General features: G+C 61.6%; 14 protein-coding genes. 10 read left to right on the forward strand and 4 right to left on the reverse strand.

Features of this window, described 5'->3' with window-relative positions; translation table 11 throughout:
- Nucleotides 1-23: 23 nt before the first annotated feature.
- The 10 genes from ACIQUH_RS21890 (at nucleotide 24) to ACIQUH_RS21935 (ending at nucleotide 11,448) form a co-directional block, all read left to right on the forward strand.
- Entirely contained in the window at nucleotides 24-1,313 is a 1,290-nt protein-coding gene (locus tag ACIQUH_RS21890; protein WP_400818877.1) for an RsmB/NOP family class I SAM-dependent RNA methyltransferase, read from the forward strand.
- Nucleotides 1,314-1,468: 155 nt separating this feature from the next.
- Complete coding sequence (locus tag ACIQUH_RS21895; protein ID WP_400818879.1) at nucleotides 1,469-2,746, forward strand: imelysin family protein; 1,278 nt, start codon at nucleotides 1,469-1,471, stop codon at nucleotides 2,744-2,746.
- A gap of 56 nt (nucleotides 2,747-2,802) precedes the next feature.
- The gene (locus ACIQUH_RS21900; protein WP_400818882.1) at nucleotides 2,803-4,326 is read left to right on the forward strand and encodes a di-heme oxidoredictase family protein; all 1,524 of its coding nucleotides are present in this window, start codon (nucleotides 2,803-2,805) and stop codon (nucleotides 4,324-4,326) included.
- The gene (locus ACIQUH_RS21905; protein ID WP_400818885.1) at nucleotides 4,326-5,447 is read left to right on the forward strand and encodes an imelysin family protein; all 1,122 of its coding nucleotides are present in this window, start codon (nucleotides 4,326-4,328) and stop codon (nucleotides 5,445-5,447) included. The genes ACIQUH_RS21900 and ACIQUH_RS21905 overlap by 1 nt, the downstream gene beginning before the upstream one ends.
- Nucleotides 5,448-5,451: 4 nt before the next feature.
- The gene (locus ACIQUH_RS21910; protein WP_400818887.1) at nucleotides 5,452-6,546 is read left to right on the forward strand and encodes a DUF1513 domain-containing protein; all 1,095 of its coding nucleotides are present in this window, start codon (nucleotides 5,452-5,454) and stop codon (nucleotides 6,544-6,546) included.
- Between the two features lie 51 nt (nucleotides 6,547-6,597).
- On the forward strand, nucleotides 6,598-7,050 hold the full coding sequence (locus ACIQUH_RS21915; protein WP_400818890.1) for a TspO/MBR family protein: 453 nt from the start codon (nucleotides 6,598-6,600) through the stop codon (nucleotides 7,048-7,050).
- A gap of 78 nt (nucleotides 7,051-7,128) precedes the next feature.
- Nucleotides 7,129-7,578, forward strand: coding sequence for a PaaI family thioesterase (locus ACIQUH_RS21920; RefSeq protein WP_003520131.1), 450 nt, complete (start codon nucleotides 7,129-7,131; stop codon nucleotides 7,576-7,578).
- A complete protein-coding gene (locus ACIQUH_RS21925; RefSeq protein ID WP_400818893.1) occupies nucleotides 7,575-8,213 on the forward strand; it encodes a 5'-methylthioadenosine/S-adenosylhomocysteine nucleosidase in 639 nt (212 codons plus the stop codon). Before ACIQUH_RS21920 ends, ACIQUH_RS21925 begins: the two co-directional genes overlap by 4 nt.
- A gap of 82 nt (nucleotides 8,214-8,295) precedes the next feature.
- Nucleotides 8,296-9,873: a glutamine-hydrolyzing GMP synthase gene (gene guaA, locus ACIQUH_RS21930; RefSeq protein WP_400818896.1), complete on the forward strand. Its 1,578-nt coding sequence runs from the start codon at nucleotides 8,296-8,298 to the stop codon at nucleotides 9,871-9,873.
- A gap of 318 nt (nucleotides 9,874-10,191) precedes the next feature.
- Complete coding sequence (locus tag ACIQUH_RS21935; protein ID WP_400818898.1) at nucleotides 10,192-11,448, forward strand: tyrosine-type recombinase/integrase; 1,257 nt, start codon at nucleotides 10,192-10,194, stop codon at nucleotides 11,446-11,448.
- Here the strand turns inward: ACIQUH_RS21935 and ACIQUH_RS21940 are convergent.
- The 4 genes from ACIQUH_RS21940 to ACIQUH_RS21955 all read right to left on the reverse strand — a co-directional run.
- Nucleotides 11,438-11,710 carry a helix-turn-helix transcriptional regulator gene (locus ACIQUH_RS21940; protein ID WP_400818900.1) on the reverse strand — a complete coding sequence of 91 codons (273 nt, stop codon included), beginning with the start codon at nucleotides 11,708-11,710 and terminating at the stop codon, nucleotides 11,438-11,440. The genes ACIQUH_RS21935 and ACIQUH_RS21940 overlap by 11 nt on opposite strands.
- 271 nt (nucleotides 11,711-11,981) lie before the next feature.
- Nucleotides 11,982-12,197 carry a DUF2274 domain-containing protein gene (locus ACIQUH_RS21945; RefSeq protein WP_400818902.1) on the reverse strand — a complete coding sequence of 72 codons (216 nt, stop codon included), beginning with the start codon at nucleotides 12,195-12,197 and terminating at the stop codon, nucleotides 11,982-11,984.
- 3 nt (nucleotides 12,198-12,200) lie between these two features.
- A complete protein-coding gene (locus tag ACIQUH_RS21950) occupies nucleotides 12,201-13,343 on the reverse strand; it encodes a TrbI/VirB10 family protein (RefSeq protein WP_400818904.1) in 1,143 nt (380 codons plus the stop codon).
- On the reverse strand, nucleotides 13,340-13,819 hold a 480-nt coding region (locus ACIQUH_RS21955; RefSeq protein WP_400818907.1), incomplete at its 5' end, for a TrbG/VirB9 family P-type conjugative transfer protein. The genes ACIQUH_RS21950 and ACIQUH_RS21955, both read right to left, overlap by 4 nt.

Genomic DNA, 13,819 nt, shown 5'->3' on the forward strand with positions numbered 1-13,819 from the left:
TTAGCACAAGAACGAGGTAGACAATGCGTTTAGGCGGGCGTTTGGCCGGAGCAATCGAAGTATTGGCAGATATTGAGGGACGCAGGCGTCCCGTTGCCGATGCTCTGAAAGATTGGGGCCTTGCCCATCGTTTCGCCGGTTCCGGCGACAGGGCCGCAATTGGCAACATCGTCTATGACGCGCTGCGCATGAAACTGTCGCATGCCTGGCTGATGGATGACGATAGCGCTGCCTCTCTTGCCTATGCGGTTCTGTTGCGGCAGTGGGGCAAAAGCTTTTCGGACCTTTCGGCGGAATTCGACGGCGACAAATTCGCACCCGCCGCACCCGATGCGGAAAGGCAGCAGGCCTTTCTCTCCCGTTCCCTTAGTGACGCACCGGCCCATATTCAGGGCGATATACCCGAATGGGTCCAATCTTCCTTCGAAACCGCCTTTGGAGAGCGCTGGCTCGCCGAGGCGCAGGCGCTGAATGAGCGGCCGACACTTGATCTTCGTGCCAACACCTTGAAAGCGACGCGCGACAAGGTGCTGAAGGCTTTGGAAGAAAGCGGCGCGGAAGCCACGCATATCGCCCGGCAGGGCGTGCGCATTCCCGCTGGCGAAGGCCCTTCCCGTCTGCCGAACGTCACCGCCGAACTGTCCTTCCAGAAGGGCTGGTTCGAAGTGCAGGACGAGGGATCGCAGATCGTTGCCGATCTTGCCGGCGCGCATGAAGGCGAACAGATCCTCGATTATTGCGCCGGCGGCGGCGGCAAGACGCTGGCCATGGCGGCCAGCATGAACAATAAGGGTCAGGTCCACGCCTTTGACGCCGACCGCAAGCGGCTCGCGCCGATCATCGAGCGGCTGAAGCGGGCCGGTACGCGCAATGTGCAGGTTCATGACCGCGCCTCTGGCCTTACGCCGTTCCAGGAAAAATTCGACCGCGTTCTGGTGGACGCGCCCTGCACCGGCACCGGGACATGGCGCCGCCGACCCGACACCAAATGGCGGCTGACGGCCCGCAATCTGGAAGAGCGCGTGCAGCAGCAGGGCGAGGCGCTTTCGCAGGCCAAGGGTTTCGTGCGCCCGGGCGGGGAGCTGCTCTATGTCACCTGTTCGGTGCTTCCCGAAGAAAACGAACAGCAGGTCCGTCGCTTCTGCGAGGAAAATCCGGAATTTGCCATTGGCTCGGCACTGGAGCGCTGGCAGACGACTTTCGGCGGTAATACCAACAAACCGCATTCTTCCGACGGCAAGACAGTGACGCTGACGCCTGCAACCACAGATACGGACGGCTTCTTCTTCTGCTTGATGAAACGCAAAGCATAACACCGTCTTTGCAAGCACCGATTTTACTTGGAAAACAACACCAGGTCTTGTTTCAAAGCATTCTAAACTAGAATGTTTGACACAAGTTTGTGATTGGGTCAGAACTCGCTTGCCGCGGCGTGAAGTCATTTCGCGCCTGCCGAAGGAGAGGGATCATGATCCGCAAAACCATTCTCAGCGCTTCTTTTGCGCTTCTTGCCGCATCTGCGGCTTTCACCGCGCTTCCCGCCCAGGCCGCCACTGACGCGGCTGCCGTCGTCAAGCATTATGCCGATGTCGCGCATGCCAAATATGAGGATTCGCTGACAACGGCGAAGGCGCTGGACAAGGCCATCGATGCGCTGATCGCAACGCCGAGCGAAGAAACCCTGAAAGCCGCCCGGGAAGCATGGATCAAGGCCCGCGTTCCCTATCAGCAGTCGGAAGTCTATCGTTTCGGTAACCCGATCGTTGACGATTGGGAAGGCAAGGTGAATGCCTGGCCGCTGGATGAAGGCCTGATCGACTATGTCGACGGTTCCTATGGCACGGAAAGCGACGAAAACGAGCTTTACGTTGCCAACATCATTGCCAATCCGAAGATCAAGATCAGCGGTGAAGAGGTCGACGCCTCCAAGATCACCCCCGAGCTGATCGAAAGCCTGCACGAGGCGGGCGATGTCGAAGCCAATGTGACGACCGGTTACCACGCCATCGAATTCCTGCTCTGGGGTCAGGACCTGAACGGCACCGGACCGGGCGCAGGCAACCGCCCCTACACCGATTACGACAAGGCCAAATGCACGAACGGCAATTGCGACCGCCGCGCCGACTACCTGAAATCCGCCTCGACCCTGCTGGTCAAGGATCTTCAGGAAATGGTGGATGCCTGGGCGCCGGAAGGCGAAGCCACGAAAACGGTGGAAGCCGATCCGAAGGCTGGCCTCACGGCCATCCTCACCGGCATGGGCTCGCTCTCCTATGGTGAGCTGGCGGGTGAGCGCATGAAGCTCGGCCTTCTGCTGCACGATCCGGAAGAGGAGCATGATTGCTTCTCCGACAACACCTATAATTCGCATCTTTACGACGCGATCGGCATCGCCTCGGCCTATACCGGCGACTATACCCGCGTGGACGGAACGAAGATGACGGGCGCCTCGCTGTCCGAACTGGTCGGCGCCAAGGACAAGGCGCTGAACGACGAGATGCTGGCGAAGCTCAATAAGACGCTCGACGCCATGCACGCGATGGAAAAGCGCGCACAGACCGTCGAGGCCTATGACCAGATGATCGGCGAAGGCAACAAGGAAGGCAATGCCGTGGTTCAGGCGGCCATCGATGGCCTTCTCGACCAGACGAAGTCTGTCGAACGCGTCATCGCGGCGCTCGATCTCGGCAAGATCGAGCTTGAAGGCTCCGACAGCCTCGACAATCCGAACGCCGTCTTCAAATAAGCGGTAAAGCGGGCCGCAGATCGCTGCGGCCCGTTACTCCCATCCGCCCTATTGTCATGCAATTTTTGCCGCCGCCGATCCGCAAGCCATTCTTCTTCGCCGGGGCAGCCTGCCTTGTGGCGTCGATGGCGCTTGCCGAACCGCTGCATGACGATTTGACGGAGAAAGATCGACACCGCGTGCTGGCCGTGACCGCGCCAACGGCGGATTTTACCAGGCCGGAAGCTTTCGAGGCCATGTCCGGCGGAGCGACGACCAGCGCCAGCAAGGCCGATAGCAACGCATTTTCACATCCTTCCGCCACCATGCCGCTTGAGCGGAAGCAGGATTTCAAGCTCGGCAACGCGCTGTTCCAGAAGCTCTGGGTCTCCTCTCCCTCTTCCACACAGGCTTCGGACGGGCTTGGGCCGCTGTTTAATGCGCGGTCCTGCCAGACCTGCCATGTGAAGGATGGCAGGGGCCGCCCGCCCCTTGCCGGGGAAGATGCCGTCTCGCTATTTCTGCGGCTGGCGCGGCCGGCCCGAAATGAAGCCGAACGACGGGCCATTGCCAGCCACCAGACCTTAAATTTTCCCGATGAGACCTATGGCCGGCAGCTTCAGAACCTGGCCATTCCCGGCCTTGCCGCCGAAGGCAAGCCAGTCATCACCTATAGGGAAGAGCCGGTTCAACTGGCGGATGGCGAGGTGGTGATGCTGCGCAAACCCGACTATGCCGTGGCGAATCTGCAATATGGCCCGCTTGGTGCCGACACGACACTTTCGGCACGCATTGCCATGCCCACTCTCGGTCTTGGCCTGATCGAGGCCATTGCCGAGGCCGATATCCTGGCCAAGGCCGACCCGGACGACAATGATGGCGACGGCATTGCCGGGCGTCCCGCATGGGTCAAAGACCATCGCACCGGCGAGGTGAAACTCGGGCGGTTTGGATGGAAGGCGCAGAATGCGAGCGTGCGCGACCAGAGCGCCAGCGCCTTCTCCCACGATATCGGCATTTCCACACCGGATGCGCCGAATGCCTATGGCGACTGCACGGACATCCAGAAGGACTGTCTTGCCATGCCGACCGGCGTGCAGCCCCGGCTCGGGCCGGTGGAGGCGCCCGATCCGGTTCTCGATCTCGTGACCTTCTATACCGAAAACCTCGCCGTGCCGCGCCGCCGCAATGTCGATGATCCGGTAGTTCTGCAGGGAAAGCAGCTTTTCTACGCCACCGGCTGTACGGCCTGCCACAACCCGAAATTCGTCACCCGCCGCGATGCCGCCGACCCCATGCATTCCTTCCAGCTAATCTGGCCCTATTCCGATTTTCTGCTGCACGACATGGGCGAAGGACTTGCCGACGGCCAGCAAGTGGGCGAAGCCAGCGGACGGCAGTGGCGAACCCAGCCGCTCTGGGGCATCGGCCTGACGCAAAAGGTCAATGGCAACGGTTTTTACCTGCATGACGGCCGGGCCCGCAGCCTGCCGGAAGCGATATTGTGGCACGGCGGCGAAGGGCAAAAAGCGCGTGACGCCTTTGTCGCCTTGCAAAAATCCGACCGGCAGGCTTTGCTGGCTTTTCTGGAGTCCCTTTGATGAAAAATGCCATGCGAAAAATTTCCGGTCTCTTTTCCGTGTTGCTACTCTTGGCCAACCAGCCGGCAATGGCGCAGGACGTGGAGTTGATGCCGCCGCCACCACTCGACCCGGCGCAGGTGCGGAGCGTTATGGAAAAGGCGGTGAACGGCTTCATTCGTCCCGGCTATGATCGCTTCCGGCAGTCGGCGGAGACGCTGGAAGGCCGCATGAAAGCTTTCTGCACCGCTCCCTCCGAAACGACCGCAGCGGCGGCCAAGGCTGCCTTTGTCGATACGGTGTCAAGCTGGTCCACCATCGAGATCGTGCGTGTCGGCCCTGTCATCGAGAAGAACCGTTTCGAACGCGTGCTTTATTATCCCGACAAAAAGGGTCTCGGGCTGAAACAGGTGCAGCGCTATCTCACCGAAAAGGATGAAAGCGTCACCAGTGCCGATGGCCTGAGCGGCAAGAGCGTTGCGGCGCAGGGGCTCGGCGCTCTGGAGTTCGTGCTTTACGGAACCGGCGCGGAAGAGCTGCTCGACAGGAAGGGTGATTTCCGCTGCCGCTATGGCGCCGCGATCGCCGGCAATATTGCCAATGTGGCGACGGAACTTTCCGGCAGCTGGAATGCACCTGACGGCGCGCGGAAAAACTGGACCGAGCCAGGAGCGGACAACCCCGTCTTTCGCGACGAGCGCGAGGCGCTTGTTGCCCTGCTTGGCATTCTGGTCCATGGCTCTGAAGCCATTCGCGACCAGCGGATCGAAACCTTCTACAAGGGACCGGACAAGGCAAGATTTCCGCGCACCGCCATTTATTGGCGCTCCGGCCTGACATGGCAGAGCATTTCCACCAATATCAAGGCGGTTCAGAACCTGCTGCATACGGCGGATATGGTCGAACTCGTCCCGCCCGATCAGCGCTCCATCGTCAACTCCATCGACTTCATCGCCAAATCGATGATCCGCGTTGCCGGGACAATCGATACGGATGTGCAAAAGGCGCTGGATCAGGACGATCAGCGCGCCAAGGTGGATTATCTGCTGCTCAATGGCAAAGACCTGATCTACCGCTTGAACGATCAATATGGCGGCGCGATCGGCCTCAGTTCCGGCTTTTCCTTCGCCGATGGGGACTGAACCGATGATATCAGGCACCAAACGGTTGCTGATAGATCGGCGCAGCTTCATCAAAGCGGCGGGCGTTCCCTTCCTCGCCGCGCTGGCGCCCCGTTCACTTTATGCGCTCGAACGGACAGATGCGGTCTTCGCTTCCGCTTTCCGCGCCCGTGACGGCTCCTACGGCATTGCGACGGTGAGCGAGGGCGGCGAGATCATCGACCGCGTCGCGCTTCCCGCCCGCGCCCATGGAATGGCGACGAACCACGCGACCGGTATGACCGTGGCCTTTGCACGTCGGCCCGGCACGTTCTTCATGGCCTTCGACCCCGCGCGGCACCGCGAACCGATCGTGATGCACACGCCGGAAAACCGCCACTTCTACGGCCACGGGCAATTCTCCCCTGACGGGGCAATCCTCTATGCCAGCGAAAACGACTTCGACGGCAATCGCGGCGTTATCGGGCTCTATGACGCCCGCAACGGCTTTGCCCGCATCGGCGAATATGATGCGCATGGCATCGGCACACATGATATGACGGTGAGCGATGACGGACGGCTGATCGTGATCGCCAATGGCGGCATCGAAACCCATCCGGACTTCGGCCGAACCAAGCTCAATATCGACAGCATGCAGCCATCCCTCGTGCTTCTGGACGCCGTGACGGGTCAATTGATCCAGAAACACGCCATGCCGGACCGGCTGCGGCAGCTTTCCACCCGCCATGTCGATCTCGGCGATGACGGGCGCATCTGGTTCGCCTGCCAATATGAGGGACCGCGCAACGATCTTCCGCCGCTTGTCGGCCATTTCTCCAAGGGTGAGGATCTCACCTTTGTCGATCTGCCGGAAGAAACGACGGTGCGCCTTGCCAATTATGTCGGGGCCATCGCCGTCAACCGGCGCGATGGGCTGGTGGGCCTGACCTCGCCCAACGGCAACGCCGCCGTGACGCTGGATGCAAAAACCGGGCGTGTCGTTTCCGAGACGACCGTGCGGGAAGCGGCAGGCGTCGCACCCGCCGCGAGAGGCATTGCGGTTTCTTCCTATGACGGATTTTTCGAGACCCTGCGCAGCGACGTGGCGTGGGACCAGCACATCGTACGTCTGTCCAGCTAAAATACTGAAAAGACACGGGAACAAAAGCCCGGCCGGCGCATTGGACGGGGCATGAGAAACCTTGCCGTCCATGTTGTTTTTGTGGTTGCTGTTGTTGCCGTGGGGGCGCTGATTGGCGTCAACAATGTGCCCGGCGAATGGTATCAATCGCTGCAGAAGCCGTTCTTCAATCCGCCCAACTGGATTTTCGGGCCTGTCTGGACCGCGCTTTACGTACTGATCGGCATTGCCGGCGCGCGGACATGGATCCGCAAGCCGATGGGAACGCGCATGCGGCTGTGGTTCACGCAGATGGTGCTGAACTTCCTGTGGTCGCCGATCTTCTTCGGCATGCAAAGCCCGGCAGGTGCACTCGTCATCATCATTCCGATGCTGATCTGCATCATCGCCTTCGTGGCACTTACCTACCGCCGGGACCGCATATCCATGTGGCTTTTCGTGCCCTATGCCCTGTGGGTCGCCTTTGCCACGGTGTTGAACGCAAGCATCGGCATGTTGAACTAAATCCCTGCGCCGCCCTTGCCTTGCCTGCCGCCACGCGCCATGTCAGTTTGCGATGAGGCAGAAGCAGGCAGGTAGGCCATGGAGATCACGGATCCCGGCGATTTTCGTCAGCGGATAGAAAGAAGCTTTGCGCGGCAGGGCGTGGTGCAGGCGATTAACGCCGAGATCAGCCGTATCGAACATCGGCTGGTGGAAATCGAGCTGCCTTTTCATGAAAAGCTGACACAGCAGCACGGTATCCTGCATGCCGGCGTCATCGCCGCCGGTCTGGATACGGCCTGCACCTATGCCGCCTATACGATCATCGAGCCGGAAGCCTCGTTGCTGACGATCGAATTCAAGGTCAACCTCATGTCGCCCGGACGTGGCGAGCGGTTCCTGTTTCGCGGTGAAATCATCAAGCCCGGCAATAACCTGATCGTCGCCGATGGCCGCGCTTATGCGCTTTCCGACGGGCCGGCAAAGCTGATCGCCTCGATGACGGGCACGATGATGGTGGTGAAGGGGCGTGAGGATATTACCGGATGAGCTACCGGCTTTTGCATGTTGCGAATAAATCCGTCCTCTTCGTCATGGCGGCTTCCCCCGAATACGGCCCTCATCTTCAGGCACGCATTGCACCGCTGATGACCGGTATCGGCCCGGTCGAGGCAGCGATTGCGGTCACGGCCGTTCTTGCCGGTCTCGATGCGGCCGATCACCTGCCCGACCTCGTGGTTTCGCTCGGTTCCGCCGGTTCGCGGACGCTGGAGCAAACCGGCATCTATCAGGCGATTTCGGTTTCCTATCGCGACATGGACGCCTCCGCCTTCGGTTTCGAAAAGGGCTGTACGCCGCTGCTTGATCTGCCCGCCGAAGTGGCCTTGCCTTTGCGAATACCTGAAGTTGCCGAGGCGCGGCTTTCCACGGGCGCCAATGTCGTCTCCGGCGAGGCCTACGGGCTGATCGACGCCGATATGGTGGAAATGGAAACCTTTGCGGTTTTAAGAGCCTGCCAGCGTTTCGGCGTGCCTCTCGTCAGTCTGCGCGGCATTTCCGATGGCAAGGTGGATGTGAACCATGTGGACGACTGGACGGAGTACCTGCACATCATCGATGAAAAGCTGGCGGATGCCGTCGACCGGCTTTGCCACGCCATCGAGGACGGCGTGATCGCCCTCTGAACCTTGCGATTTTCGCAAATTTCCGCTGTTTGACGCCCGCTTCCGGGTTGCCTAAAGCCGCCATTTTCTTTAAAGGCTCGCCATGACCCAGATAGCCCATCCCGACAGCATTCTCATCATCGATTTCGGCAGCCAGGTGACGCAGCTGATTGCGCGCCGCATCCGTGAAGCCGGGGTCTATTGCGAAATCCACCCGTTCCAGAATGCCGCAGAGGCCTTCGAGAAGCTTCAGCCGAAGGGCGTGATCTTCTCCGGCGGCCCCGCATCTGTCACGGCGGAAGGCAGCCCGCGCGCACCGCAGGCGGTGTTCGACAGCAAGGTTCCGATCCTCGGCATCTGCTACGGCCAGCAGACGCTCTGCACGCAGCTCGGTGGTGTGGTCGAGGGTGGCCATGCGGCGGAATTCGGCCGTGCCGATATCGACATCAAGAAGGCAAGCCCGCTTTTCGAAGGCTTCTGGGAACAGGGCAAGAGCTATCCCGTGTGGATGAGCCATGGTGACCGCGTGACGAAGCTGCCTGATGGTTTCGAGGTCATCGCGACCTCCGAGAACGCACCTTTCGCCATCGCCGCAGACGAGAAGCGTCACTACTACTCCACCATGTTCCACCCGGAAGTGGTGCACACGCCTGACGGCGGCAAGCTGCTCTCCAACTTCGTGCACAAGATCGTCGGGCTGAAATCCGACTGGACGATGGCGGCCTATCGCGCCGAGATGATCCGCAAGATCCGCGAGCAGGTCGGCACCGGCCGCGTGCTCTGTGCGCTTTCCGGCGGCGTCGATTCCTCGGTTGCGGCCATCCTCATCCACGAGGCGATCGGCGACCAGCTGACCTGCGTTTACGTCGACCACGGCCTGATGCGGCTTGGCGAAAGCGAGCAGGTCGTCGGCATGTTCCGCGACCATTACAATATTCCGCTTGTTCATGTTGACGCCGCCGACCTGTTCCTCGGTGAACTGTCGGGCGTTTCCGATCCGGAAGTGAAGCGCAAGACCATTGGCCGCCTGTTCATCGAGGTCTTCGAAGCCGAAGCGGCCAAGATTGCCGCCGACGGCAAGGGAGCACCGAATTTCCTCGCACAGGGCACGCTTTATCCTGACGTCATCGAGAGCGTCTCCTTCTCCGGCGGCCCCTCGGTCACCATCAAGAGCCACCACAATGTCGGCGGTCTTCCCGAGCGCATGAATATGCAGCTCGTCGAGCCGCTGCGCGAACTCTTCAAGGATGAAGTGCGCGCGCTTGGCCGCGAACTCGGCCTGCCGGAGAGCTTCATCGGCCGCCACCCCTTCCCCGGCCCGGGTCTCGCGATCCGCTGCCCCGGCGCGATCACCCGCGAAAAGCTCGATATCCTTCGCAAGGCGGATGCGATCTATCTCGACGAAATCCGCAAGGCCGGTCTTTACGACACCATCTGGCAGGCCTTTGCCGTGCTGTTGCCGGTGCAGACCGTGGGCGTGATGGGCGATTACCGCACCTATGACTTCGTCTGTGCGCTGCGCGCCGTGACCTCGGTGGATGGCATGACGGCGGATTTTTATCCCTACGACATGAACTTCCTCGGCCGCGCGGCAACCCGCATCATCAACGAAGTGCGCGGCATCAATCGCGTCGTTTATGACGTGACGAGCAAGCCGCCCGGCACGATCGAGTGGGAATAATTCGGGCCTACCCAAACGCCGCCGATAACCGCCGATTACCCTCCATAACACGCTGAAAATAAAGAATTTTCCTTCCGCCATCTTTCGCCGTCAATCGCTGGGCGAGCCTCGCGATCGACGGCGGAGCTGACGGTATGGGGCGTCTTGTGACATCGCAAAATTGCGTATACCGTCATGGCTTAGAGAGCTTGTGACGGTATTTTTTCGATCTTATTACATTGAGAATAAAGGAAAATTCGCCGCCAAGATTAGTCCATTTTGGCCTGACGGTATTTTTAGGGGCTCTCTGACGTTTCTTGAACGAATTCGGAGAGTCCGATGCTTACTGATGCCGCGATCAAGTCGCTGAAACCAAAGGAAAAATTATACAAGGTCTCTGACCGTGACGGTATGTATGTCGTCGTGAACCCGTCGGGCGCCGTGGTATTCCGCTATGACTACCGCTTGCACGGTCGAAGGGAGACTTTGACGCTCGGCCGCTACGGGCCGGCGGGCCTCTCTCTGGCCCGTGCGCGGGAGAAGTTGATCGACGCGCAGCGCTCGATTCAGGAAGGGCGGTCGCCTGCCCAGGAGAAGCAGCGCGAGAAGCGCCGCATCAAGGAAGCGAAGAGCTTCGGGGAATTCGGTGAACGTTGGCTGCAAGAGCATCGGATGGCGGAGAGCACCCGCGCGATGCGGCGCTCGATCTACGAGCGCGACATCCTGCCGACGTTCCGCAATCGGCTGCTGACCGAGATCACGCCCGAGGATCTCCGGGCGATGTGCGACAAGGTGAAGAAGCGGGGAGCGCCGGCTACGGCCGTCCATGTCCGTGACATCGTGAAGCTGGTCTTCGCCTTCGCGAAGCTGCACGGCGAGAAGGTGCCGAACCCCGCCGAAGAGGTCGGGCCTGCCTCGATCGCGACGTTCGTTCCCAAGGACCGTTCGCTCTCGCCCGCCGAAATCCGGGTCATGCTCGGCCAGCTTGAGCATGTGGCGACGCTGCCGACGATCCGGCTGGGCCTGAAGCTGATCCTGCTCACGATGGTCCGCAAGAGCGAGTTGCAGGACGCGGTGTGGGATGAAGTCGATTTCGAGAATGCCGTGTGGTCGATCCCGAAGGAGCGCATGAAGCGCTCCAAGCCGCACAACGTCTATCTGTGCGAACAGTCGCTCGACATCCTTGTCGCGCTCAAGACCTGCGCTGGCAATTCGCGCTACCTGTTGCCCTCGCGCTACGACGCGGATGCGCCGATGTCGCGCGCGACCTTCAACCGCGTCACCACGGCAGTCGTCGTGCAGGCCAAGAAGGCGGGACTGCCGCTGGAGCCGTTCACCGTGCATGACCTTCGCCGCACGGGCTCGACGCTGCTCAACGAGTTGGGCTTCAACAGCGACTGGATCGAGAAGTGCTTGGCGCACGAGGACGGGCGTTCTTCGCGCGGCGTCTATAACAAGGCCGAGTATGAGCACCAGCGCCGGCACATGATGCAGGAATGGGGCAATCTGATCGACGCATGGGTCGGCGGCCAGAAATACACTCCGACGCTCTATCCGGCCTCTATGGACCTTCTGGCTCCGGAGCCTAGCCTTTGACCGGACGGGACTTCCTGAGCGTGACGTCGGGTGCCGGCGCACGCTTGGCCGTCTTCGCTCGGGAGGCTCGGCGACGTTCTTCAAGCCAAGCCTCCACCTCGGCGAGATCCCACACCACCGTTCGAGAGGTCAGGTAGAAGCGCCGCGGAAACTCGCCGCGCTGCTCCATGTCGTAGATGGTGGTGTCGGCCAGGGGGACGATTTCGCGAAGCTGGTCCCTGCGGATGGTGCGCTTGCTGAGAGGGGGCGGCGACTGGCTCATGATTGATCCCCGCCGCCTGCGATCCCGACATTCAATGTGCTCATGCCAAACCTCGTTCGTTCAACGGGGCCGGGTCTGCAACTGGCTGCATTCCCGGCGTCTGGCGAACCATGGCGAAAGATCGCTAGCCGGTAGCGTGCCGGATTCACGCTCATGCGCAGGCGGCACCCCCGCCCAATCCGGCGTTGCGGATGATGCAGCAGATAGGGGCGCTAATCGCCGTAAAAGATGCGGCGATTAGCGCCCCTGAAGACATCACCGATATGAACAGTCAGCCCGTCGTGCGCCGGGCCTTGGCGAAGCCGCGGTCGGTGCTGATGAACCGTTCGAGCATCGGCACGACGAGCTTGGCGGGCTCGATCGGCGCACCGCCCTCGGCCAGAAGGCGGCCATAGTCGATCAGGTCTCGATGGAGCGCCGCGGGCACTTCCACCATGATCTTGACCGGCTTGTCGTCGGCGATAGGGCCGAGTTTCAGCTTCGTCATGACCTAGCTCCTGTAAGGCTCGAACACGATGTCGCGGGTGACGATGACCCTGACGGGGAACCCGGGGCGAATGGTCAGGGTCGGCGCGACCTGCAACTGGCGCTGGACGATCTGCTGTCCGGCCTGGTTCACGGTATCCTGTGCGCCGTCGCGAATGGCGCGGATCAGGCGGTCATTGTCGTCGGTGGCGAGTTCCGCGCCGACGCCGAGCAGGGTCGAGAGCGCGGCGGCCTTGGCGAGATCCCACCAATGGTAATCGACGCCATCCTCCAGACCGGCATAGCCCTGGGTATCCGCGCCCGGCTGGCGTTCAAGAACAATGGAGCGGCCGTTCGGCATGATGAGGCGGTTCCAGACGAGCAGCACTCTGCGCTGCCCGAACTGCACGCTGTTGTCATACTGGCCGATGAGCCGCGTGCCCTGCGGCACAAGCAGAATGCTGCCTGTCGGGCTGTCGTAGATGTTCTCCGTGACCTGCGCGGTGATCTGGCCGGGAAGATCGGAACGAATGCCGGTGATGAGCGCCGCCGATATGACCGCGCCGGCCTGAAGCACGAAGGGCGATGCCGGCGGCGTCACGCGATCGGGAGTCACGGTGCGCCGGTCGGCCGCGGCGTTGAGGAAAGCAAGCTGCCGGTCCTGTCCGGTCGGTTGCGCTGCGGCGGCGCTGCCAGGGTCGAATCCGGCAATGCCGGGCATTGCGCCCGTTGTCGCGGCGGTCGATCCCTGTCGAGACGGGAAGAACACGGTGCTGAGGCGTGCGGCTTCTTCCTCGGCGCGGCGTCGCTGCTCGGCATCATCGACGCCGGGTGTCGGCACGACGGGCGACGCGACTGGCTGGCCGGCATTCTGTGCGCTCAAGATGGGACCGCCGAGATCGCCGGGCAGCGCCGGGCCTAGAACGGGGCCGGTATAGTCCCTCGGCAATCCCGCGAGGCCATCGGCGGTCTGGCGGTTGTTGGTGGAATACAGCTCCTCGCCGCCATCGCCCGGCCCGCGCGTCTGGAGCGCATAGATAAGCGCCCCGCCGATCCCGACCAGGGCAAAGGCCGCCACGCTGGCGAGCATCTTCCGTGACAGGCGCGTGACTCTGGGCGCTTCGGCGCGCAGTCGCATCGGTGCGGCATTGGTGTCCGTGTTGCTCATGATTGCGGCCTTCCGTCGGTGCGAACGATCCTGACGGTCTGCTGGCGGTCGCCCGCGCCAAGGCGTAGTTCGGCCGCACCGAACAGGCGGTCGACGATCAGGATGTGTTGGTAGATGCGGTTGTTGGCGATCTGAGCCTCGCCTTCCGGGCCGATGATGAAGAGCGGCGGCATCTCGCCCTGCACGATGCCGCGCGGGAATTCGACATAGACGCGGCGACCGTCGTCATAGACGGCGATAGGCTTCCATGGCGGATTGCTGCTGCCGGTCAGGCCATATCGGTAGTTGCGGGCGGCGACGGCCGGAATGACCGGCGTTGCCGGAACTGCCTGACGCCCGCCGCCTACCGGCTGCGGATAAGACCAGGACACGGCCGGCATGTAGGGCTTCTCGCCGGATCGCAGCTCGACCATGTAGGTGCGTCGGTCCGTGGTGATGACGAGATTGGTGGTGATGTCGGCGCGTGTGGGCTTCAC

This window comes from Agrobacterium sp. NPDC090283 (genome assembly GCF_044769685.1).
Lineage (GTDB): Bacteria > Pseudomonadota > Alphaproteobacteria > Rhizobiales > Rhizobiaceae > Agrobacterium.